Raw genomic sequence first — 22576 nt, 5'->3', positions numbered from 1 at the left:
ACATGTTTCTCGGTTACGAGGTCCTAGAGACGATCGAGATCGATGCGCATGACTTCGAGTTCCTCGATGCCGTCAACCTCGATCACAAGACGACCATCGACGGGCCGGCCTTCAACGGTCCTGCCAGCGACAAGCAAGGTCGCCTTCGATGCCGTGCAGCCCGGGGGCAAGGCGACAGACAGCGTCTGCGGCCCCACGGGATACACCTCGCGCATCGGACCCTTCATCATCATCGGGTTCGTCAGATTGAACATGGTCACGACGAGCATGTCAGGCGAGGCGCGAAAACCGACATCGAGCATCGACCGGCCGATTATCTCCAGCTGCGGACGGTCGCCGAGCGCCCACAGGACGGAATTGGCGATCAGCCGACCGTGGTCCTGCGCCTGCACCTCCCAGAAAATGCCGCCGATATTCCAGGGGAGATAGACCGTTCGTCCGCCGCCGGCATGGCTGCGGAGGATCATGGCGGGATCACGAGGTTCGTCGCGGACATAGACCTCCTCCATCGGAAGATCCGGGAAGTCTGGCACATGCAGCAACGGAATATCGGTGCCGGCGCCTGCCGTAACAGGTAGGCGGCGCGTTCCGCCCATGATGCGCTGGGCCCCGTCAAAGCCGTCGCGGATCGGGTGCTCGCCGCTGAACGCCACATAGCTGTTTTTGACCGGGCCGTCGGAAGGGCCGCGCAACTCGGCGCCCAAAAGGTCGCCAAGGCCAAGCCGCGGCCTCTGCCGTCCGGCCTCGTCGCGTGTTGCGGTCTCGAAGGCTGCCACCAGGTTGCCGCCGCGGGCGACATAGGCCTCGAGCATCGCGCATTGCGCATCGGAAAGGCAGCTCGAATTCGCGAGCACCACGACCTTGAAGCGATCAAGGCTCTCAGCCGTCATCGCCTGATCGGACAGGAGCTCAAACGGCAGCCTCGCCTCGACGAGGGCATGATAGAAGCCGAGGTCGTCCGCCTCGACCTCCTTGCGCATCTCCGGCCCCCAGTGCCGCAATGTGGTCGCGGGATCGAGGATCGCGATCTCGGCCTGCGGGGTCGTGGCGACGAGAGACGATTCGACACGCGCCTGCAGATCAAAGCTCTTCGCGATCGGAGCAACCCAGCGGTCGTCCGGAACCTTGCCGTTGAACTTGGTGAACCAGGCGAGCATTCCATGCGCGGTGCCATTGTTGACCCAGGCGCGGATCTCCGGCGCGGTCGTGATTGCGTCCTTCCACCGATAGACTTCCTCCGGCCCGATCGAGGTGATGAGCACGGCCGGCCGTTCCGGGAACGTGGCGCGCATGCGCTTGCCATTCCGACCAGCCATCCAGACAGGCTCGGTGCCATGCCGTCCCTGGTCGTCGACACACAGGAACGGGCAATGCCGCTCGATCAGGGCGGGATCGAACTCCATCAGCGAGGCGCCCCCCATATTGGGGATGAAGCTCGCATGCGGCTTGATCGCCTTGACCTCCTCGTCCCATTCCACGATCAGCCGCGACAGCAGCTCGCGCCGCCACCGCACCCATGCCTGCGACACGGGGTTCGATGCATCGATGGACGGCGGCAGGGCGAAGCCGGTTGCGTCGCGGAAGCGACGATGACAGGCCTCGCAATAACAGATGCCGTGCCCCTGCCAGCGATTAGCGAAGATGGCGTCGACATCATAGTCGCGCACGATCTCGCGGATGATTTCCGGCATGAAGAGCTGATTGTAGTCGCCGTAAGCGCATGTCACCCAGACTTCCGGAAACGCCCAATGGCGGCGCTTGTTGCCGTCACGATCAACGGCAATCCACTCCGGATGCGCGCTAGCGGCGTCGTCGTGGACGGCATGCGGATCGACGCGCGCCATGACATGCATGTCGAGCGCGCGCGCGCCGTCGACGAGCCGGCCGAACGGATCGGTGCCACCAAGATGCCGACTGACATAATGGTAGGGCACCTTGGACGGGTAATAGGCGATATAGCCGCCGGCGCTGAGGCACGTCGCGTTGGATTTCGTGCGCTTGAAGATGTCGATCCAGAAATCGGGATCGAACAGAAGCGGATCATCCTCGACCAGCGTCAGCTGCGTCCAGCGGGTCGCGGTACCGTACCATTTTGGAGTTCGCAGTGTGTCGGCCGACGCGCTGTATTTCTCGAGCATGTTTCCTCAGCCCTTCACTCGGCAGCAGCGGGCAACGCATGACGATGCCCGTGACGAGGCCTTTTTTGCGCATGCCGCCCTCGCCTCATCAACAAACAAATATGTATTTTGCGCAAAACTGTTATGTAAAGCGTTATGTTCCTCCGGCGTCTCGCGCGGGCGGAAGCTCAGCGAGGAGCGTGATGGACCTGCCGGGGCATCCGGCCGCCTGGTGCGTTCAACGCGGATTTGTCATCACCAGACAGGCGATGCACGCAGAGCTGACCAATTCGACAATGCGGGCGAGGCCGATCACGCCGTGTCGGACGGGCTCGGCTTGCGGTGGCGTTGCATGGAGCCGTTCCAGCCGGTCGACCCTAATGCGAGAACGAAAATCGCAGAATGCCGCAAGAACCTCGGCACGGTGCATTGCCGGCTGTCGCGGGAACAGGCCCGCGCCCGTCACTCGCCATAGGGCAGCCAGATGTTCTTCACCTGGGTTGCGCGGGTGAGGAATTCCCGGCCCTCGCCCTCAAGGGCCGAATACCAGTCGCGCTGCAGCGTCTCGGCCCACACCTGCTTCACGTTCGACACGGAGGCCACCTCGATCGTGCGCGCAGTCGCTGCGTCGCCAAACCACCAGAGCCCGTCGACCTCGGCATGAGCCGCGAGTTCCCGTGCGAGCGGGGCACGCAGGCCCGTCACGATGTTGACGACACCGGCAGGGACGTCCGACGTATCCAGGACCTGGTAGAAATCGGTCGCGGCGAGCACTTCGGACGTCGATGGCAGGATGACCACCCGGTTGCCCATGGCGATGGCGGGCGCCAGTGTCGAAACGAGCCCGAGCAGGCCCCGTTCCTCGGGCGGAGCGATGCCGAGGATGCCGACCGGCTCGTTCATGGCGAGCGCGACCCCGCGCATCGGCGGGCGATGAACGGCACCATCGAACTTGTCGGCCCAAGCGCCATAGGCGAACAGCCGCGACACGCTCGCCGCAACCTCCCGCAGGCCCTCCTGTCGGCGACGCCCGGTCATGGACGCGAGGCGATCGGCAAACTCCCCTGCCCTGGCCTCGAGATTTTCGGCGATGTAGTAGAGAATCTGCGCCCGGGCATGTTCCGAAGCCGAAGCCCAGCTGCTTGCCTTGCGCGCGGCCTCGACAGCATTGCGGATGTCCTTGCGGTTGCCTTCGCCGACCTCGCCGAGAAACGCACCGGCGGGCGAGACCACAGAACGTGAATAGCCACCGTCGGGCCGCATCTGCTTGCCGCCGACATAGAGCTTGGCGGTCCGGTCCAGCCCTGCCCCAGCCGGGAAGTCGGACACGGGTGGAAGGACGGGGGCCAGCGCTTCCGCGCGCGCCCTCGCCTGCCATTTCGGACGCGTGTAGGCCGAAAGGCCTTCGCGGCCGCCCTCGCGACCGAAGCCGGATTCCTTGTAGCCGCCGAACCCGACAGCAGCGTCGAACATATTGGTTCCGTTGACCCAGACGACGCCGCAGCGGAGCTTGGCCGCAATGTCGGTGGCGAGTGACAAGGTCTCGCTCCACACCGAGGCCGCGAGGCCGAATTCGGTGTTATTGGCGAGTTCGACGGCCTCGGCCGGGGTGCGGAAGGTCATCACAGTGGCGACCGGCCCGAAGATCTCGACCCTCGACACCGTGGCGGACGGCTGCACGCCGAGCAGCAGCGTCGGCGGATAGAAGCAGCCCCCTTCCGGCAGTGAAGTGCCGGGCTGATGCAATACGGCGCCCTCTTCGACGCCCGTCGCGACCAGCTGCTTGATGCGCTCCAGCTGGACCGGGTGCACGATGGCGCCGATGTCGATCGCCTTGTCGAGGGGATCGCCGACCCTCAGGGTCTCCATGCGGGCCTTGAGCTTGCCGACAAAGCGATCATGGACGCTCTCCTGCACGAGGAGGCGCGATCCGGCGCAGCAAACCTGGCCCTGGTTGAACCAGATGGCGTCGACGACACCCTCGACGGCAGCGTCGCAGTCAGCATCGTCGAAGACGATGAACGGAGATTTGCCGCCGAGTTCGAGCGTAAGGCTCTTGCCGGATCCGGCAGTGGCCGCCCGGATCAAGCGGCCGACATCGGTGGAGCCGGTGAAGGCGATCTTGGCGATTCCAGGGTGTTCGACGATCGCCTCGCCGGTGCGCCCGTCCCCCGTCACGATATTGACCACGCCCGGCGGAAGCCCGGCCTTCTGGCACATCTCGGCAAAGAGCAGCGCGGTCAGCGATGTGTATTCAGCCGGCTTCAGCACGACGGTATTGCCGAGCGCGATCGCCGGCGCGACCTTCCAGGCGAGCATCAGCAGCGGGAAATTCCAGGGAATGATCTGACCGCAGACGCCGAGGGCCGTGCGATCGGCAAGCTCGCTCTCCATCAGCTGCGCCCAGCCGGCATGATGGTAGAAATGGCGCGCGACCAAGGGGATGTCGATGTCGCGGGTCTCGCGGATCGGCTTGCCGTTGTCGAGCGTCTCCACGACCGCGAACAGGCGGCTATGCCGCTGGATGAGACGGGCGAGCGCATAGAGATAGCGGGCGCGCGCATGGCCCGAGAGCTTCGCCCATGCCGGCTGGGCCTTCGCCGCGGCCTTGACCGCGGCGTCCACGTCGCTGCTGCCGGCCGCCGCGACGCGAACAAGCACCTCGCCCGTCGCGGGAGACATTGTCGGGAAGCTCTCGCCGGATTTCGCCTTCCTAAAGCTGCCGCCGATGAACAGCCTCGTCTCGCCACCGAGCGACCGGATCCAGGCGCGGGCTTCCTTGTCGCTTTCGGGGGCGGGACCGTATTCCATCGTCTCGAGAATCTCTGCAATCGACATCGTTTTGTCCCCTCAGGCCATGCCGTGATGGCTGAAGGCCGCATAGCCGCCTGTGACATGGTGCTCGAGCTGGCGCTCGATATCGGCCAGCAGCGATGAGGCGCCAAAGCGGAAGAGATTGGGCTGCAGCCAGTCGCCTCCGAGCTCTTCCTTGACGAGGGAGAGATAGGTCAGCGCGTCCTTGGCGGTGGAGATGCCGCCGGCCGGCTTGTAGCCGACCAGATGGCCGGTCAGCGCGCGATAGTCACGGATCGCCCGCAGCATGGTGAGCGTCACCGGCAGCGTCGCGTTCACCGCCTCTTTTCCTGTCGAGGTCTTGATGAAGTCCGAGCCCGCCATCATCGCGACCCACGAAGCGCGCGCCACATTGCGCAGCGTCTGCAGATCGCCCGTGCCGAGGATGGTCTTCATGTGAGCGGGCCCGCAGGCCGCCTTGCAGGCGCGGATTTCGTCATAAAGCGCCCGCCAGTCGCCGCGCAGAACGTGTTCACGAGTGATGACGATGTCGATCTCCCGGGCGCCGTCCGCAACCGACGCCTCGATCTCGGCAAGGCGCGTCGACAGCGGCGAAAGACCTGCGGGAAATCCCGTCGACACGGCGGCCACGGGGATGCCCGATCCTTCGAGGGCCTCGACGGCGGCGCGGACGAAGCGATGATAGACGCAGACCGCTCCGGTCGTGACACGGCGTCCGGAAAGGCCGAGGGTCGCCTGGATATCCGGGCGCAACGGCCGCATGGCCTTGGCGGCGAGCCGCTGCACGCGCCCCTCGGTGTCGTCACCGGCGAGCGTCGTCAGGTCGATGCACTCGATCGCCCGCACCAGCCAGGCAGCCTGCCAGTCCTTCTTGACCGTCCGCCGTCCGCCCAGCGAGGCGACGCGCCGCTCGGAGGCGGACAGGTTGACGCGCACGGCCTCGACCGGATCGAGCGAGAACGCGGTACCGGGATTATCGGGATGCGGCCGCCCGGCAAAGGGTGCGAGCCGCAAGGGGCCTGCGACATTCATCGTCATTCCTCCCGTCGCGCGGGCTTCGCCCGCTGCAATCTTCGAGCGGCGGTCCGCCGCCTCGTGCCGCTCATTCGTCGATGACGACAGCCTCGTCGAGCGTCACGAATTCCTCGTCGCCATCGGTGCCATCAACGAAAGTGAGCGTTACGAACTCTGCCGGACCATCGAGCGCGGTCATGGGATGATGCCAGACGCCGGGTGCGTAATTGATGCCCATCGTGCCAGGCACGGCGAAGGCCAGCGCCCGGGCGGCATCCGGCATGCCGTCGGATGCGCGCGGCGGCACCACGAGCACCAGGTATCGCAAGGCGCCGCAGGGGATGAAGGCCTGCGCTGAATGAAGATGCCGCTCGACGCGAAGGGCCGTGAGTGGCAGCGATGTCGGCGCGAAAGCCGACCTGTTGAGGCGAGCCCTGGCGCTTGGCCGCGAATTGACCAGTTCGTCGATCAAGGTCGGCCGCGGCGCGCCGATGGCGGCGGCCGGGAGAAGCTGTCCGAACGGGGCAAAGGCCTCGGCGCTGATGAGCTGGAGTGTGATCCGCGGCATGTCACGATTCCCGATAGGGGTGGGTTTGCAGCCAGTGCCGCGCGATCTCGATGCGCCGGCACACCCAGACATCGTCTTTCTCTGCGATGTAGTCGAGGAACCGCATCAGGCCGGACGCGCGACCCGGATGGCCGAGCAGGCGCATGTGCATGCCGACATTCATCATTTTCGGGGCCGTGGCACCCTCCTGATAGAGGACGTCGAAGCTCTCCTTCAGGTAGGTGAAGAAGTCGGCGCCCGTCCCGAAATTCGCGGTCCCCCACTTCACGTCATTGTTGGTGAGCGTGTAGGGAACGACGAGCTGCGGCCGGCCCTCTGCGAGCACGTAATAGGGGAGCTCGTCATTGTAGCTGTCGCTGTCATAGAGGAAGCCGCCTTCCTCCATCAGCAGCCTGCGCGTGTTCACGCTGGCCCCATAGCGGCAGTACCAGCCGAGCGGGCGCTCGCCCATGGTGCGTTCGAGGCTCTCGATGGCGAGGCGGATGTGTCGGCGTTCCTCGGCCTCGTCGAGGCGGAAGTGCTCGATCCAGCGCCAGCCATGACAACAGATGTCGTGTCCCGCAGCACGAATGGCCGCGGCGGCATCGAGGTTGCGCTCGAGGGCCAGCGCGCAGGCATAGACCGTCATCGGCATCTCGCGCTCAGCGAAGATGCGCATCAGCCGCCAGAAGCCGACGCGGCTGCCATATTCGAACATCGATTCCGCGGCGAGATCGCGCTCTCCGCGTGGAACTGGCGAGGGCAGTTCGACGAGGCCGCTGTCGGTCACGCCGTCGCGATCGCCGATGCTATATTCCGAGCCTTCCTCGTAGTTGAGCACGAAATTGATCGCGAGCCGCGCCCCGCCGGGCCAACGTGGATCGGGTGGGTTCGCGCCATAGCCGATGAAATCTCGTTCGAGTGAAACTGCCATTCTGTCCTCGATGGGTCGCGTGGATGCGTGGGCGCTATTGGTCGAAGCGCCAGCCGCCATTATGCGCGTTGTCACGGGTGGTGCGGATCCCGACGATCACCATGGCGAGGATTGTCACGAGATAAGGGATCAATTGGAGGAGTTGCGGCGCGGCGCCCGTCACCTGCGGCAGGCGCACGGAGAGCGCCGTGGCAAGACCGAACAGCAGAGCGACCGCGGCCGTTCGCACCGGCCGCCCCTTGGCAAAGAAAATGGCGGCGAGCGCGATCAGGCCGCGCTCATTGGTCATCTGCTTGGCGAACAGCGAGACATAGCCGAGCGAGAGATAGGCGCCGGCCAAACCGCAGAAGAGGCCGCTGATGAGCATCGTCTGGAACTTGATCCAGTCGACACGGATGCCCGCCGCGAGCGCCGCATCCTCGGCCTCGCCGACGATCCGCACGCGCAGACCCCAGCGCGTCCGATAAAGCGTCCATGCGACGACCGGGATCGAGAGATAAGCGACATAAACCAGGAGCGTATGTCCGCTGACAAGCGGGCCAATGATGGGAATGTCGCGCACAAAGGGAATCTGGATCGCCGGAAAGGTCGGGATCTGGTCGGACGCAAAGACGCCGTCCTGCCCAAGAACGCTCTTGAGGAGGAGAGCCGTCAATCCATAGGCGAGGAAGGTGACCGCGATACCTGCGATGAAGATATGCGCGCGGAAACGGAGATTGAACAGCGCGAGGAATGCCGCGAGCAACATGGACGCGAGGACGCCCGCGATCACGCCGGCCGTGAGGCTGCCGGTCGCGAACGCTGTCGCGATCGCGGCGAAGGCGGCGATGATCATGAAGCCGTCGAGGGCGATGTTGAGCATGCCCGCCTGGAAGGTATAGAGGCCGCCGAGCGCCGCAAAGATCAGCGGCGTCGAGATGCGGATGGCCGAATAGGCGATGTCGGACAGCATGCGAGCCTCCTCTCAGGTTTCGGTGACGTGGGACTGGCCGGATTGGGGCACGGGACTTGCCGGCGGCACACGGTCGTCCGGCGAGCGGCGCTTCAGGAAGGCGAAGGAAAATTTCGCCGCGAGGATCAGGACGACGATGAACTGCAGGACCTGCACCAGATATTTGCTGATGCCGAGCTCCATCTGCAGGACCGAGCTGCCGCTGTTGAGCGCCCCGAACAGGAAGGCTGCCACGATCACGCCGAGCGGATGATTTCCGGCGAGCATCGCCACCGCGATGCCGTCAAAGCCGTAGCCGGGCGAGAAGTTGTCGTAGAAGGCGCCGTAGACACCGAGCACTTGTTCCGCGCCCGCAAGGCCTCCGACGGCGCCGCTCGCCATCATGATCGTCAGCACATCCCGCCGCACCCGGATGCCGCCGTAATGCGCGAAGCGTGGGTTGAGGCCGATCAGCTTCCATTCGAAGCCGCGCACGGTCGACCGGTTGAAGATCGCGAAGGCCACGCAGAGCGCCACGGCGACGAAGATGCCGGTATTGAGCTGGGAGAAGATCGAGTAATTCGTGAAGCGGGCGCTGTCGAGGATGTCGGGGAGCTTGTTGGTCGGCCCCGGCGCCTTCAGGGGATGCGTCGCGACATAGCCGGTCACGAGCAGCGCCGTCGGATTGAGCATCAGGCAGATGACGAGCTCATTGACGTTCAGATAGACGCGGAGCAGCGCCGGAATGGCCGCCCAGAGGGCACCACCGATTGCCGCAGCGACAATGCAGAGCGGAACGTGGAACGGCGCCGGCACCGGCAGGGCATAACCGGCGATGCCGGCTGCGAGTGCCCCCATCAACATCTGACCCTCGACACCAACGTTCCAGATGCCGGCCCGGAACGCCATCGCTACGGCGAGCCCGGTGAAAATCAGCGGCGTCGTGAGTTGCAGCGTGACCGAAAGATTGGCCCAGCCGACAAGGCTTCCGCTGAGCAGGAGCCCATAGACCGTCAGGGGATTCTGGCCGAGCAGCGCCACCAGAAGGCCGCCGATCACGAAGGCGACGACCACCGCGCTCACGGGGCCGATAAGCGGGCGCAGAAATCGAATCGGGGAGAAGCTCGCGGTACGATGCAGCGGAACGTCCGTCACTGTCCAACCCTCATCTCAGCCGCCACGTTTGGCAGGCCTGTTCCTCCATCCGCGTGATGGCCGTCGTGACCGTCGGTGATCCCACCCATCAGGCGGCCGACCTCCTCTACATCGACGGTACGGCTGTCGAAATCGCCCACGATCCGGCCGCGATAGATGACGAGGATGCGGTCGCAGAGCGAGAAGATCTCGTCGAGATCAGCGGAGACCACGAAGACGGCGCGCCCGTCGTCCCGCATCGTGACGAGCATCCGGTGGATGGATTCGATGGCGCCGATATCGACGCCTTGTGACGGCTGTTCCGCGATGATCAGGGGCGCAGAGCGCGTCAGTTCACGTGCGAGCTGCACTTTCTGCTGATTGCCCCCCGAAAGTGCGCCTGCCGGCGTGTCCTCTCGCGCGCCGCGCACATCGAAACGGCGGATGAGTTCGCGCGTCCTGAGGCGGGCAGCGGCGGCCCGCAGGAGCGGCCCTCTCCGGAATTCGTTCTGGTGACCGAGCGTCATGTTTTCCCAGATCGCGCTCTGCAGCGACAGTCCGACCCTGCCGCGATCGGCCGGAATATAGGCGAGCCCCGCCTGGCGAGAGGCGCGCGGGTCGGCCGTTGCAGGTTCCACGCCACAGATGGCGATGTGGCCCGAGACGGGTCGCCGAAGGCCGGCGATGCTTTCGACGAGTTCGTCCTGGCCGTTTCCCTGCACCCCCGCGAGCCCGACGATCTCGCGCGGACGAACCTGGAGCGAGAGGCCGTCGACGGCGGTGGCGCCGCGATCGCTGCGCACGGTCAGGTTCCGGATGATAAGCGCCGGCTCGGGATCCGGCTTTGCCTCCACCTTGTTGACGCGCAGCAGCACGCTGCGCCCGACCATCAGGCTCGCGATCTGTTCGGCGGTGACACCGTCATTGTCGCGCGTGGTGACGATGCGACCCTGGCGCATCACCGAAATGCGGTCGGAGGCGGCGAGCACCTCGCGAAGCTTGTGGGTGATGAAGATGACGGAGCGGCCGCTGTCGGCGAGCACGCGCATCGTTCGGAACAGTTCATGGGTCTCCTGCGGCGTCAGGACCGCCGTCGGCTCGTCGAGGATGAGCACCTCGGCGTCCCGATAGAGCGCCTTCAGGATCTCGACCCTCTGGCGCAGCCCGACGGGGAGCGTGCTCACCACGGCGCGTGGATCGAGATCGAGGCCGAAGCGCTTGCTCAGCGCCGCCGTCTGCTCTTCAGCCGCCTTGAGGTCGAGACGGGCAAAAGATTTCACCGGCTCGCTGCCGACGATGATGTTCTCGGCAACCGTAAATGACGGTGCCAGCTTGAAGTGCTGGTGCACCATGCCGATGCCGGATGCGATCGCCTCGGCAGGGCTGCTGAAGTGAACGGGTCGGCCGCGCAGCAAGATCTCGCCGCCTGTCCGCGGCAACAGGCCGTAGAGCAGGTTCATGAGCGTCGACTTGCCGGCGCCATTCTCTCCGACCAGCGCATGGATCTCGCCTGGCCGGATATCGATAGAGGCATCGTGGATCGCCACGAAATCCCCGAAATACTTCACGATGCCGCGCATGGCGACAAGATGAGAACCGTCCATCGGACCACCCGGGCTAGAGATCGGAAGCGACGCGAGGCGCTTTCGCGCCTCGCGCTGCAGCGGTCAGCCTGCCTTGTTGATCACCGAAGGCGGGGAGGCCAGCGGCGGGGTGCCCATTTCCTTCTGGCCTGCCTTGAGGTCGAAGTAGTTCGGCACGACGATCTCGCCGGAGATGACCTTCTGCTTGAGCGCGTCGACCTGCTTCAGGACGTCATCGGCGATGAGGCCCTTGTTATACTGGTCCATCGCAGCGTCGACGCCGCCTTCCTTCAAGCCGTAATAGAGGACGGTGCCGCCCTTGAAGCTGCCGTCGGAGACCGACTTGATCATGTCATAGGCCTGGGTATCGACGCGCTTGACCATCGAGGTCAGCACCGAACCGGGGGCCAGATAGTTCTGGTTGGAGTCGACGCCGATAGCGAAGGTCTTGGTTTCCTTGGCCGCATCGATCACGCCGGCGCTCGTTGCACCTGCAACCGCGAAGTTGATGTCCGACTTCTGGTTGATGAGCGAGAGCGTGTATTCCTTGCCGGCCGCCGGATCGGTGAAGGTGCCCGAATAGCTTTCGAGCACATTCACGTTGGGGTCCGCCATCTTGGCCCCGTAGTAGTAGCCGACGAAGAAGCGGTGGATGATCGGAATGTCCTTGCCGCCGACGAAGCCGATCGTGCCGGTCTTCGTCGTCTTGGCGGCGATGACGCCGACCAGGAACGAGCCCTCCCAATCCTTTGTGACGCTCGACACGACGTTCGGCGCGACCGGATCGGGGCCGACATCGACGAGGCCGAACTTCTGGTCCGGGAAGGCGGCTGCCACGGCTTGCATCGGCTTGATCATGTCGAAAGACGAGCCGACGATGAAGTCGAAGCCCTGCCCTGCGGCGCGCGCCAGCGTCGACTGGAATTCCGAGATCGAACGCGGCTGGATCACGACATATTCGATGCCGAGGTCTTTCTCGGCCTTCTTCATTCCCTCGTTCATCATATCGTTGAACGAGCGATCGCCGAGGCCGGACTCCGACGTGATCATCGCCACGCGCAGCTTGGCGGCCTCGGCCGCCCCCGGTATCGCGAGGCTCGCGATAACGGCAGCCGCAAAGCCTAATGTAGAAAGAAGTCTCTTCATTTCCCTGCTCCTCTGAAAGAACTTGTTCTGCGTGACGCGGAGCTTCGCTCTCTTGTCGTATCGTCAGGTGGTCGACATCCCTCCTCTGGCCACGGCCATGAAGGATCGGACGCGTTCCGGATCGAAGGAACCGAACGCCGTCCCGCCGCCCTTGAGCGAGGAACTGACGATCGTGCCGTCGGCGACGGCATTGACCTCCGCAAGATTCGTCTCGGTCACGCCACCGCCGACGAGGATCGGCACGGAGCCGACAACCCGGCGCGCGGTGGCAATGAACTCATAGGTCTGGGCGCTGGTCTTGCCCGTCAGGACGAGTCCATCGGCGGTGCCGAGGCGCACCGCATAATCGAGGTCGTCCTCGAAATTGCCGGGAACGAGCGACCGACCGGTGCGATCATGCACATCGGCGAAGATCGCGACCTTCTCGGCATTCCAGCTGGTCCGCGCGCGGATCGCGGTATGCGCCTGGGCGCTCTCCACGCCGAACGGGGTCAGCATGGCGCCGACGAAGATCTTGATGCGGACGAAATCGGCATCGGCGGCCGAGGCTACGGCGAACATCGCCTCGGCATCGTTCTCCAGCAGGTTGAGCCCGACCGGCTTGCCGAAGCGCTGGCGGATCTCCGCCGTCACGCGGGTCATCCAGGCGACCTGCGCCTTGGTGGCATGGAGGTCGGTCGGAACGTCACCGAGATTCTGGACCATTAGAACATCGATGCCGTTCGAGGCGAGGACCTCCGCCTCGGCGACAGCCGGCGCCAGGATGTCGGCGATGCCGGCACCCCGATAGCGGCTGCTGCCAGGCAGAGCGCCAAGCTGCACCATGCCGATGACAGGCTTGGCGCCCGCCCGGACGAGGGAGAGCAGCTCGCTCATCAGGCAGCCGCCCCCGCTGCGTTCTTCTGCGCCGAATTGAAGATCTGGCGGAAATTGACTTCCTGGCGCTTGCGGTTGTCGAAGCCGAGGAAGGCAATGTTCTGCTTGTCGGCAATGAAGCAGGAAAGGTATTCGAACGGCAGCTTGTAGAGGAACGGCGACAGGGTCTCGGGAACCTTCGGCATCGCGAAATAGATGTCCGAAGCCGCCTCGGCCTCGGCATCGCCGATCTCGCCGATGATGATGACGCGCGAGCCCATGTCACGAGCGGCCTGCGCCTGCTCGAGGCCGCGGCTGTGGCCGGCCCCCGGCGGCAGGATGATGATCGTGTCGGTCTGCTCGTCGGTGAAGAAATACTGCTCGTGCGCCCATTCCTCGAGTTCGGACGGGTGGCACGGACGGGTCAGCCCCTCGAACCACTTGGCCATGCCGAAATAGGCGGTGGCATAGTTGGGCCCGCCGCCGAGGATGACCGTCTTCCTGTCGGGCGTGAAGCTCGCGGCGATGGACTCGGCGAGCGTCTTCACATGGCTGTCGGCCACCGCCATCGCCTCTGCGAGGGCGTGCAACTCGGCGATGTGCTTGTCGACAGCCGCAGCGTCGAGATGGCCGAGCCGCTCGCCGACAGCGATGCCCGCAATGAAGAGGCCGAGCATGCTCGCCGTATAGGTGATCGTTCCGGGGGTGACGACGCGCGTCCCATCCGGCTGTTCCTTGATGTTCGGCGTCGCGTTGACCTTGATCAGCGTCTCGGCCGTCTTCGCGAGCGTGTTGTCGGCGCTGACGGTGACGCCGAAGGTCCAGGCCCCCTTCTCACGCGCACTCCGGACACCCTCGATCGTGCGCGAGACCGTGCCCGAATTCGAGATGCCGAACACGAAGCTCGACGGCGGAAGATCATTGACCAGGTAGCGCGAGAACTCGAGCGCCTCGACCGGCTCGATGAAACGTCCGGTCATCTTCATCATGTGCATGCGCGCGGCGAGCGCGGCGCAATAGCTGTCACCGCAACCGATCATGAAGCCATGCAGGAGGGTACCCGGCTCGCGATCGGCCACGACGCCGCGCATGAAGGTCAGCATCTCGTCGATATTGTCGCGGACGAATGCGGGCTGCATCGCAATTTCCTGCAACATGATCGTCTTTTCGTTTTGCACCGCTTGCTCCTTGTCGATCGTTTGTTCCCGGCCCAAGCCGGTTTCCTTGCCGGCCGGAGCCAGCGTCCTCGCTCAGATCGGCTGCAGTTCCACGCGCTGCCTCAGCGCCTCGAGCCGTTCTTCGGCAATCTCTTGAGTGGCTCCGGCGAGGCCCGCCGGTCCCAATGTCTCGACGCAGAAGGAGGCCGAGACGGCGCCGTGCAGCAGCGCGTCGACGGCTTCCCCATCGATGCTGAAACCGACGAGCGCCCCGCCGCAGAAAGTGTCGCCGGCCCCCGTTGCGTCGTGGACTTCCACCGGAACCGCCGGCACGCGGATCAGATCGGCGCTGCCGACCGCATGCCCGATGCTGCCATCGGCGCCGCATTTGATGCCGATCAGCGGTACGTCGGGGCCGAGTTCGCGCAGTCGGCGCAATGCCTCGACAGGCGATGCGCCCGGAAACATGGCAGCCGCGTCCTGCCGGCTCGGCAGGAACAGATCGACGACGCGCAAAAGCTCGGTCACCCGCGGAAGGCCGGTATTGGCGAGATCGCGATCATCGAAGTCGATCGAGATCAGCCGCGTCCCGCAGTCCCTGAGCGTCGCCAGGAGTTCCGCCTGGACAGGCCACGGCATCGGCGCGAGATGCGCCGCCACCTGCAGGCCGGGCACGACGGCTGACGCGCGCGGACTGAAGGCTTCCCAGTTGCGGGTCGCGAAGCGGAAGATGAAGTGCCGGGAGCCGTCGTCTTCATAGAGGCCCCAGTTGCGCAGGCTGTTCGGCAGGCGCGGGGAATGGGAGACATCGACCTTCACGTCGAGCCCCTCCATCGGATAGTCGGACCCGAAAGGGGCTATTACGTGAGCCTCGGCCTGCCAGACTGCCATTCCGAGCGCTGCGTACATCGCGTTGCCGCCGGGGACGCGCCACTTCGTGGTGCCGTCCGCGAAGACGAGATCGTCGATCGAAAGGTTGCCGAACGCGCTGTAACCGCTGCTCACGACGACACCCATGTGCGCATGAGGCTGAAGTCGACGACTTCCGAATTGTGGTAGTTGACGGAATAGAGCACGCGCTGGCCGCTCTCGTCGTAATGCACTTCGCGCATCAGCAGCAGCGGCGCCCGCGGCTTCAGTTCCAGCCGCTCGGCCTGCGCCTTGCCGGCCGCGACCGCGGTGACCGCCATCTCGCTCCGCACCAGCTGCCGGCGGAGGCCCTTGGCCATGAATTCATAGATCGAGCCGCCATCGAAGCCCTCGACCAGCGCGTATTCACGCTCGGCATCGAAGAGAGGGATATATTCATAGCCGAGCGCGAGCGGCCTATCGTCGATCAGACGAACACGCGAAATCTCCGCGATCGGCGCGCGCGGCGAAAGTCCAAGCACTTCGGCGATCGCGTCGCTGGCCGCGGTGAGCTCGATCTTCAGTTCGCGGACGCGCGGCTCGCCGCCGACGGCCCGGATCAGGGCCGACATCGAGCGCATCACATCGAGCGTGCCGCGCACATGCGGCAGGTGTTCGGCAACGAAGGTGCCGACGCCATGCTTGATCTCGATCAGCCCTTCTTGAGCCAGCATCCGCGTTGCCTCACGCAAGGTCGGCCGGCTGATACCAAGCTGCCGTGCAAGCTCCGTCTCGCCCTTCAGCCGCGTGCCACGCTGAAGTTCGCCGGCCTGGATCTGTTCGCGGATCGCCGCCGAGACACGTGCGACGAGATCCTCGCGCGGGAGCCCCGCCTTCCAGATCCTGCTCGACAACTGACTGATTTGAAGATCGTCCAAAGCGATCACCCTTGAATTGAATTCAGAATGCAAACAGACGTCACCCCTGTCAACTGACATCAGAGGTCTGACCTGTTTAATTTTGCGACGGTGTCATCAAAGAGGCATTTCTTCAAGCGAGGTGTGTGGACGCGGAACCGGATGGAGTGCGCTTGTCGCGCCATGCGGCACGAACGGTCCCCGCCTCGGCGCGCATGATCCCGCGCGCGCCAAAATCTGACAGTGCGGCGGCGGCTGCCAGCGATCCGGCCCATCCCGCGCCTTCCAGATCGTCGGGCGCCTGAACGAGCCGAGCCATGAAGCCGCCGCAGAAACTGTCGCCGGCGCCAGTGGTGTCCACCACATCCGACGCAGCGGCAGCAATCCTGATGTCGCGACCGGATGGCGCGTGATGGATCAGGCACCCCTCGCCGCCGAGCTTGATCACCACCATCGACGGACCAAGCGCCGCAAACTGACGGGCGGCGCTGGACCAGTCCTCGGTCCCCAGCAGGCGCTTTGCCTCGATGGCGCTCGGCATGAAGATGTCGAGCTGTCCAATGAGGGCCATCAGCCGTACTTCGTTTCCAAGCAGATAGTCCTGCTGCGGATCGAGTGCGATCATCCGCGTCCCGCCACGCCGCAGGAACGGCACCAGGTCTTCCTGGGCTTTGAGGCTCATGGCGAGGAGGACCGCAGCGTCGCCGCCGAGCGCTTCAGCGGGGATGTCTTCAGGCCGGGGCGAGAGGTCGAAGAAATCGGCCTCGTCATAGGCAAAGGTCCAGCGGCGATCATCGGGGCCGCTATAGACGACGCTGGTCCGCAGGGTGGGGCGAGCGCGCCTCGGAAGCGCCTCGGCGAAGCCGCCCGCCTCGATGAAGGCCAGTGTCGATGCGGGCAGGTCGTCGCCGATCGGCGCCAGCATCCGCGCTCCCTCTTCGAAGAGCCGTGCGGCGAGCACGGAATAGAGTGCGTCGCCGCCGATGCAGTCGAAGTGCTCCTCACCATTGGGCAGAACGACGGTATCGATCGTCAGATTGCCGAGACAGAGAAGCCGGGGCGCCATGATCGTCAGGACATCGCGCGTTCCGCCGCGGCAAACTTCGCCATGGCGAGATGATAGGCGAAGAGCTGAACCGGAACAGTGTAGACGAGCGGCGCCAGCGGCTCCGGAATCGCCGGAAGGGAAATCACGGCATCGGCGACGTCCGACAGCAGCGGATCGCTCTCGGTGACGACTGCGTAGATTGTGCCGCCGGCCTTCCTCCCCTCCTCCGCCGTGTCGCGGGCCCGATGACGCGAAGGACCGGCGGGCGCCGTCAGGAACAGCGGCTCGCCCTTCTTCTGGGAGTGAAAATGATGAAACTCCTCGAGCGGTATCGCCAGAGCGTGGTCAGGCGTGCACTCCTTGACCTTGGCGGCGCCGAAGAAGGCTGAAGCGTAGCTCGGCCCGCCGGCAGCGAACAGGAACATTCCGCCGCTCGCCTCGCGCGCCGCGATCTCGGCGATCGTCGGCTCCGTCGCGGGAATGGCCGCATCGATCTGCCCGGCGATCCGATCGAGCGCCGCGGCATAGGGCGCGACAGCCGACGCGGCCAGTCCCCGTTCGCGGCCGAGTGCGATAGCAAATGCCATCAGGAGGCCCATGGACGCCGTACTGGCCTGGGTGGGCCAGCCCTTGCGCTCGGCATGGACGAGCAGTGCGAACTCGGCTTCCGCCATCAACGCCGAGCCAGGAGTGTTGCTGAGGGCGAGGGTGCGCGCGCCGAGCGCCTTGGCCATCATGAGCGCCTCGACCGTGCGAGGCGTCGTGCCGGTCGAACTCAACGTGACGACGAGCGTCTCCGGACCGATCGGGCGATTGAAGTAGTAAGCGAAGTCGAGCGCCTGCATCGGTTCGCAGGGAATGCCGAGCAACTGCTCCATGAGAAGGCGCGCGCCCATCATCACGGCCCAGGAATCTCCGCATCCGGTCATCACGATGCGCGAGAGCGGCGCACGACCGAGGTCACGGGCGATCGCGGCGACGTCGGCGGCCTGTGTATCCAGCGTCTTCGCAAGTGTCTCGGGCTGGCCGGCAATCTCGGTGCGGGTAATCTCGACGCGCCGACGCCGGATCGGATTGAGCGGATCATCACTCGGAAGCGCCCGTACGCGCTGCTGTTCGCGCAGGAACAGCGCCTCGACGAGAGACCGAGCGCCCGCGTCGAGGATGGAGTCAGCGGCCAGGAGGGGAGTGAGCGGTTCGGTCATTGGAGGGTCTTTTCTTTTCTCACGGGGCCACACGGCCACTTCGAATGGCGTCTCGATACGCGGTGATGCCCCTGGCGATGTCGAAATCCGGCCGCCAGCCGATGTCCGCGGCGGCGCGCGTGATATCGAAGGCCTGCTGGATGTCGGGAACATCGTCCCGGCCTGGAACAAGCTGCGCACGCAGCTGCGGAATCGCGATGCGGGCGGCCTCGACAATCTCGGGCATGGTGAGCGCCGCGCCGGCGCTGATATTGTATTCCCGGTGCGGCAGGTCATTGCTTTCGAGCGCCGCCGCGATCGCCGCGGCGACATCGTCGACATAGACATAGTGGTAGGCGAATGCGGGATCGCACGGGATCGTGGTTTCCTCGCCGCGCTCGGCATCCCGGATCAGAGAACCGAGATAGCAATTGGCGCGCCGGTAGGGACCGTAGACACGGGCGATCCTGAGGCTGACGCCATCAAGCCCGTACTCGGCCGCGAAGCCCTGGATGAGCTGCTCGCAGGCGACCTTGGTGGCGCCGTAGATCGATGTTGGACGGAGCGGCGTCGTTTCGGTGATCAAGCCGTCGCCGACACTGCCATAGACGCTGATCGAGGAGCAGAATACGAAACGGCGCATGGCGTTACGGCGCGCAAGTTCCAGAAGCAGCGCCGTCGCATCGATATTCGCCGAAACGAGCTTCAGCGGCTCGCCCTTGGCCAGCATCGGACCCGAGATGGCGCCGCAATGCACGATGGCCTCGATGCCAGCCCCTGCAATGAGCGCCTCGAGCGCCGGTCGATCGTCGAGCCATACAAGCCGGAGCTCCGGATCGTCCCGCCCGAAATCGGTGATGTCGATCGGCAAGACTTCATGGCCACGCGCCGCCAGCAGCGGTCGGAGCGCCATGCCGATGAGGCCGGCCGCGCCTGTCAGAAGGACTTTCACGTTCCCGCCTCCTAGAGAGCGACCATGCCGCCATCGACGCTGACATCGGCGCCGGTGATGAACGACGAGCCCTCCGAGCACAGGAAGAGGATTGCGGCGGCGACTTCCGGCGACTGCGCGAAACGGCCGATCGGCGTCAGCGGCAGAAAGGCCGCGCGTTGCTCGTCGGTGATATCCTTCTGGATCCCCGTCATCGTCGTACCGGGGGAGACGGAGTTGATCTGGACATTGTCGGCCGCATACTGGACGCCGGCCTGCCGGGTCAGAGCGAGCACCGCGCCCTTCGAGGCGCAGTAGGCGGCCGCGTTGCGAAGCCCGATATGGGCAGCCGTCGAGGCGACATTGCAGATCTTGCCGGATTTCTGTTCGACCATCGCCGGCAACACGGCCCGCATGCCGAGCCAGACGCCCTTGGCATTGATGTCGAGGATGCGGTCCCAGACCTCCTCGCTCACGTCGATCACCGTGTCGCCGGGAACAGCTATGCCGGCATTGTTGACGAGGATGTCAATGCGCCCATGACGCGCCATCACGTCCGCGGCGAGCGCCGACCAGGCGGCGGGGTCGCGGACGTCGATCCCTGCCGCCTCGGCCGTCCCTCCGGACGACCTGATCGACGCGGCGGCTTCTTCGGCACCCTGCCAGTCGGCACAGATTACCGTCGCCCCGCCCGCTGCGAGGCCTGCCGCTGTCGCAAGGCCGATGCCGCTGCCGGCTCCAGTAACGATGGCGATCTTGCCGGCGAATGGCTGAGACGAGGCGGTCATGTCGATCAATCCAGTTTGGCGATGGGAGCAGGCGAAAAGCGTTGCAATGCCGGATGCGTGCGAAGCATCTGGATGAGGTCTGCATCGCGCCCGTGAGCCGCGACGAGCTGGATGCCGATGCCGCCTTCCGCTTCGGTGAGTTCGAGGGGAACCGTCACCGCCGGAACGCCTGCGACATTCATCCAGCCCGTGAAAACGGCATGGCCGCGCGGACCGACGGGCTGTCCGGCGATGATCGGGGGATAGACTTCATCGGCCGGCCAGGCGAGCGCCGCCGTCGCCGGAGCGACCAGGATGTCGAAATCCTTGAAGAACGCACCCGCAGCGCGGCGGACTTCAGACGCAGCAGCGAGCGCATCGAGAAGCTCGGGCGCGGAGCGCTTCGCCCCATCGGCCGCAATCTGCCGGACGCTCGGCCCGAAGGCCTCCTGCCGGTCAGGAAAGCTGGCGAGATACCAGCTGACGCCGGCCGTCATCACGGTTGCCCATGCGGCGCCCGCGCCGGCAAAGTCGAAAGGCTCCTCCACCGTGACGACTTCGGCACCCGATGCCGCCAGATCGGCAGCGAAACCTGCAACCGCCGCCGCAATCCGGGGGTCGACCGGGTTGTTCCCGATCGCCGGCATGAAGGCGACGCGAAGCGGGCTCGGCCATGAAGGCAGCCTGCCAAGCGTGGCAAGCGACCGCGGATCTTCGACGTCGACGCCCTCGAGGATGCCGCGAACCAGTTCGAGGTCGCCAGGTGTCCGTGCCACGGCGCCGATGACCTCGAAATCCGACAGGATCGCCGGAAACCCGCCATGGCGCGGCACCATGCCGACGGAAGGCTTCAGGGCGAAGAGGCCGCAATGCGCCGCCGGCCTTCGCAGCGAGCCGCCGCCATCGGTACCGATGGCGATCGGGCCGATACCGGCAGCCACGGCAGCCGCGCCGCCGCCCGTGGAGCCGCCGGGGGTCCGGCCGGGCGCATGCGGATTGATGGTCGTGCCGAAGAGGAGATTGCTCGTATAGCCCTGAACCGTGAGCTCAGGCACGTTCGTCTTGCCAAACAGCACGGCGCCGGCGGAGCGCAGGCGTGCCACGGCCGGCTCGTCGCGATCCGGCACGAACTCGGCGAGCGCGCGGCTGCCCCATGTCGCCGGCAGGCCCTGCAGGTAAAGATTGTCCTTGATGCTGATCGGCACGCCGTCGAGCGGCGAGCGCGGCGTCCCCGCCCGCCAGCGCGCCGTCGATTGCTCGGCTGCGGCGAGCGCTCCATCGCGGTCGATGGCGATCACCGCATTGAGGGACGGATTGGCCAGGTCCATTCGCGCCAGAACGGCTTCGAGCGCATCGACCGGGGTGAATGCCCCGGCGGCGAAGCCGGCCGCCAGATCGGCGGCGCTCAGCGTCCAGAGCGGCGCGGCGCTGGTCACGCCGCCGCTCCAGCCGGCAGCGGCACGTCGCAATAGAGGCTCTTCAGCTTGGCCTGGAACTCCGGCTCGGTCTTGCGGAGCGTTCCCGCGACGGGGTCCGCACCGGCCAGCATGGTGTCGGTCGCATCACGCGAGAACTGGACCACGAAGCGCACTCGCTCGGCACGGCGGGCCTCGACACGCTCCGAGATATCGGCAAGCGGTCGGCCCGCGTCGAGTGCGGCCTTGATCTCGTCCACCACGACACAGGCATCCTCGCAGGCCTGCGTCGCGCCCTGCCCCAGCGTCGGCACCATTGGATGAGCGCTGTCGCCGACCAGCAGGATGCCCCGTTCGCGGCCATAGGCGACGCTGCCGTCCTGAAGCCGCGCCCAATGGATGCGGTCGGCATAGCGCTGAATCGCATCGATCAGATAGGCAGCCTCGGGGGAAGGCTCCCCCTCCTCGGGCAGATAGACGCGCCCGAGGAATTCGCGCTGCTTCATCTCATCCGGGATGCCGCTCTCGGCAGGGATCGGGAACGAGCCGGCGCAATAGATCAGATCGCCGGGCACGCGGAAGGCAAGCAACCGGTTGGCGCCGTTGAACCACTGCGCATAGTCGTCGAGCGGGCAATCAGGCCCCGCCGGGAACAGCACGCGGTAGAGGCAGACGCCGAGGAAGAACGGCTTCTCTTCCTCACCCAGCACGAATTGGCGAATGAGCGAATAGCGGCCGTCGCCGGCAATCAGAAGGTCGATACCGCCGATGCGCTCCACAGCGCCGGTAATCGTGTCCTTCCAGTCGACATAAGGGCCACTCTCGTCGCGGCCGCAGCCGACGAGTTCGGCATTGTAGCGGACATGCGGGCTGACCGCGGTGCGCAGCAGCGAATAGAGCTCGGCCCAGCGGATGCGGATGCCAGAATTCTCGGCGAGACTGCCAAGTTTCAGGTCCATGAGCGTCCGGCCGTTGGTGAGCGAGATCCTCCAGCTCTCCCAGGGAAGGCTGTTGGCGCGGATCAGGGCCGCGCTCTCGGGCAGGTGCAGGTCCAGCGCCTTCAGCGCGTTCGGTCCGATATTGAGCCCGGTGCCAGCCTCTGCGTGATCGGCCGTGCCGACACGTTCGAGGCAGATGAGTTCGACGTCGCCGCGATCCTTGAGGCCCGCCGCGATCAGGCTGCCGGCGATCCCGGCGCCGACGATGACGACCTTCTGCTTCCTGGCCGGCATG

Annotated in this window: 20 protein-coding genes; 1 reads left to right on the top strand and 19 read right to left on the bottom strand. The window is 65.5% G+C overall.

The genetic code is table 11. The features are described 5' to 3' along the window. Positions 1-23: 23 nt before the first annotated feature. Positions 24-2138 carry an alpha-amylase family protein gene (locus tag LB518_RS20015; RefSeq protein WP_224579581.1) on the bottom strand — a complete coding sequence of 705 codons (2115 nt, stop codon included), beginning with the start codon at positions 2136-2138 and terminating at the stop codon, positions 24-26. On the opposite strand from LB518_RS20015, the gene LB518_RS20010 reads away from it, so the two are divergent. Further along, positions 2107-2592, top strand: coding sequence for a hypothetical protein (locus LB518_RS20010; RefSeq protein WP_224579580.1), 486 nt, complete (start codon positions 2107-2109; stop codon positions 2590-2592). The genes LB518_RS20015 and LB518_RS20010 overlap by 32 nt on opposite strands. Here LB518_RS20010 and LB518_RS20005 read toward each other — a convergent pair. From LB518_RS20005 to LB518_RS19920, 18 genes are all read right to left on the bottom strand, one after another. Beyond that, complete coding sequence (locus LB518_RS20005; protein ID WP_224579579.1) at positions 2580-4955, bottom strand: aldehyde dehydrogenase family protein; 2376 nt, start codon at positions 4953-4955, stop codon at positions 2580-2582. The two genes, LB518_RS20010 and LB518_RS20005, sit on opposite strands and share 13 nt — an antisense overlap. A gap of 12 nt (positions 4956-4967) precedes the next feature. Further along, positions 4968-5963, bottom strand: a complete 996-nt coding sequence (gene deoC, locus LB518_RS20000; RefSeq protein ID WP_353619970.1) for a deoxyribose-phosphate aldolase — start codon at positions 5961-5963, stop codon at positions 4968-4970. A 70-nt stretch (positions 5964-6033) separates the two neighbouring features. After that, positions 6034-6513, bottom strand: a complete 480-nt coding sequence (locus LB518_RS19995; RefSeq protein WP_224579577.1) for an ureidoglycolate lyase — start codon at positions 6511-6513, stop codon at positions 6034-6036. Position 6514: 1 nt separating this feature from the next. Continuing rightward, entirely contained in the window at positions 6515-7426 is a 912-nt protein-coding gene (locus LB518_RS19990; protein ID WP_224579576.1) for an allantoinase PuuE, read from the bottom strand. Positions 7427-7460: 34 nt separating this feature from the next. After that, on the bottom strand, positions 7461-8378 hold the full coding sequence (locus LB518_RS19985) for an ABC transporter permease (RefSeq protein ID WP_224579575.1): 918 nt from the start codon (positions 8376-8378) through the stop codon (positions 7461-7463). Between the two features lie 12 nt (positions 8379-8390). Beyond that, positions 8391-9512 carry an ABC transporter permease gene (locus LB518_RS19980; RefSeq protein WP_224579574.1) on the bottom strand — a complete coding sequence of 374 codons (1122 nt, stop codon included), beginning with the start codon at positions 9510-9512 and terminating at the stop codon, positions 8391-8393. After that, the gene (locus LB518_RS19975; protein WP_224579573.1) at positions 9509-11095 is read right to left on the bottom strand and encodes an ABC transporter ATP-binding protein; all 1587 of its coding nucleotides are present in this window, start codon (positions 11093-11095) and stop codon (positions 9509-9511) included. The genes LB518_RS19980 and LB518_RS19975 overlap by 4 nt, the downstream gene beginning before the upstream one ends. Before the next feature lie 63 nt (positions 11096-11158). Beyond that, on the bottom strand, positions 11159-12220 hold the full coding sequence (locus LB518_RS19970) for a BMP family lipoprotein (RefSeq protein WP_224579572.1): 1062 nt from the start codon (positions 12218-12220) through the stop codon (positions 11159-11161). 63 nt (positions 12221-12283) lie between these two features. Beyond that, positions 12284-13096, bottom strand: a complete 813-nt coding sequence (locus tag LB518_RS19965; protein ID WP_224579571.1) for a BtpA/SgcQ family protein — start codon at positions 13094-13096, stop codon at positions 12284-12286. Beyond that, complete coding sequence (locus LB518_RS19960) at positions 13096-14253, bottom strand: SIS domain-containing protein (protein WP_224579570.1); 1158 nt, start codon at positions 14251-14253, stop codon at positions 13096-13098. Before LB518_RS19960 ends, LB518_RS19965 begins: the two co-directional genes overlap by 1 nt. Before the next feature lie 72 nt (positions 14254-14325). Next, positions 14326-15237, bottom strand: a complete 912-nt coding sequence (locus LB518_RS19955; RefSeq protein ID WP_224579569.1) for a carbohydrate kinase family protein — start codon at positions 15235-15237, stop codon at positions 14326-14328. Further along, positions 15234-16019, bottom strand: coding sequence for a GntR family transcriptional regulator (locus LB518_RS19950; protein ID WP_224579568.1), 786 nt, complete (start codon positions 16017-16019; stop codon positions 15234-15236). Before LB518_RS19950 ends, LB518_RS19955 begins: the two co-directional genes overlap by 4 nt. Positions 16020-16131: 112 nt before the next feature. After that, a complete protein-coding gene (locus tag LB518_RS19945; protein ID WP_224579567.1) occupies positions 16132-17064 on the bottom strand; it encodes a carbohydrate kinase family protein in 933 nt (310 codons plus the stop codon). A gap of 5 nt (positions 17065-17069) precedes the next feature. Beyond that, on the bottom strand, positions 17070-18251 hold the full coding sequence (locus LB518_RS19940) for an SIS domain-containing protein (protein WP_224579566.1): 1182 nt from the start codon (positions 18249-18251) through the stop codon (positions 17070-17072). A gap of 19 nt (positions 18252-18270) precedes the next feature. After that, positions 18271-19182 (bottom strand): NAD-dependent epimerase/dehydratase family protein, encoded by a 912-nt coding sequence (locus LB518_RS19935; RefSeq protein ID WP_224579565.1) that lies wholly within the window; start codon positions 19180-19182, stop codon positions 18271-18273. An 11-nt stretch (positions 19183-19193) separates the two neighbouring features. Next, entirely contained in the window at positions 19194-19949 is a 756-nt protein-coding gene (locus tag LB518_RS19930) for an SDR family NAD(P)-dependent oxidoreductase (protein ID WP_224579564.1), read from the bottom strand. Between the two features lie 5 nt (positions 19950-19954). Next, a complete protein-coding gene (locus tag LB518_RS19925) occupies positions 19955-21364 on the bottom strand; it encodes an amidase (RefSeq protein WP_224579563.1) in 1410 nt (469 codons plus the stop codon). Beyond that, positions 21361-22575 (bottom strand): FAD-dependent oxidoreductase, encoded by a 1215-nt coding sequence (locus tag LB518_RS19920; protein WP_224579562.1) that lies wholly within the window; start codon positions 22573-22575, stop codon positions 21361-21363. Before LB518_RS19920 ends, LB518_RS19925 begins: the two co-directional genes overlap by 4 nt. Position 22576 lies beyond the last annotated feature (1 nt).

Origin of the sequence: Mesorhizobium sp. BR1-1-16, assembly GCF_020165495.1 — a bacterium.
Lineage (GTDB): Bacteria > Pseudomonadota > Alphaproteobacteria > Rhizobiales > Kaistiaceae > Kaistia.
This window is presented reverse-complemented; position numbering and strand designations above follow the sequence as displayed.

Excerpts from the sequence above, each read along its gene's own strand:
- LB518_RS19970 (WP_224579572.1), bottom strand. The coding sequence starts at position 12,220 with ATGAAGAGACTTCTTTCTACATTAGGCTTTGCGGCTGCCGTTATCGCG.
- deoC (WP_353619970.1), bottom strand. The coding sequence starts at position 5,963 with ATGAATGTCGCAGGCCCCTTGCGGCTCGCACCCTTTGCCGGGCGGCCG.
- LB518_RS19945 (WP_224579567.1), bottom strand. The coding sequence starts at position 17,064 with ATGGCGCCCCGGCTTCTCTGTCTCGGCAATCTGACGATCGATACCGTC.
- LB518_RS20005 (WP_224579579.1), bottom strand. The coding sequence starts at position 4,955 with ATGTCGATTGCAGAGATTCTCGAGACGATGGAATACGGTCCCGCCCCC.
- LB518_RS19985 (WP_224579575.1), bottom strand. The coding sequence starts at position 8,378 with ATGCTGTCCGACATCGCCTATTCGGCCATCCGCATCTCGACGCCGCTG.
- LB518_RS20015 (WP_224579581.1), bottom strand. The coding sequence starts at position 2,138 with ATGCTCGAGAAATACAGCGCGTCGGCCGACACACTGCGAACTCCAAAA.
- LB518_RS19975 (WP_224579573.1), bottom strand. The coding sequence starts at position 11,095 with ATGGACGGTTCTCATCTTGTCGCCATGCGCGGCATCGTGAAGTATTTC.
- LB518_RS19930 (WP_224579564.1), bottom strand. The coding sequence starts at position 19,949 with ATGACCGCCTCGTCTCAGCCATTCGCCGGCAAGATCGCCATCGTTACT.
- LB518_RS19965 (WP_224579571.1), bottom strand. The coding sequence starts at position 13,096 with ATGAGCGAGCTGCTCTCCCTCGTCCGGGCGGGCGCCAAGCCTGTCATC.
- LB518_RS19940 (WP_224579566.1), bottom strand. The coding sequence starts at position 18,251 with ATGACCGAACCGCTCACTCCCCTCCTGGCCGCTGACTCCATCCTCGAC.
- LB518_RS19920 (WP_224579562.1), bottom strand. The coding sequence starts at position 22,575 with ATGCCGGCCAGGAAGCAGAAGGTCGTCATCGTCGGCGCCGGGATCGCC.
- LB518_RS19995 (WP_224579577.1), bottom strand. The coding sequence starts at position 6,513 with ATGCCGCGGATCACACTCCAGCTCATCAGCGCCGAGGCCTTTGCCCCG.
- LB518_RS19990 (WP_224579576.1), bottom strand. The coding sequence starts at position 7,426 with ATGGCAGTTTCACTCGAACGAGATTTCATCGGCTATGGCGCGAACCCA.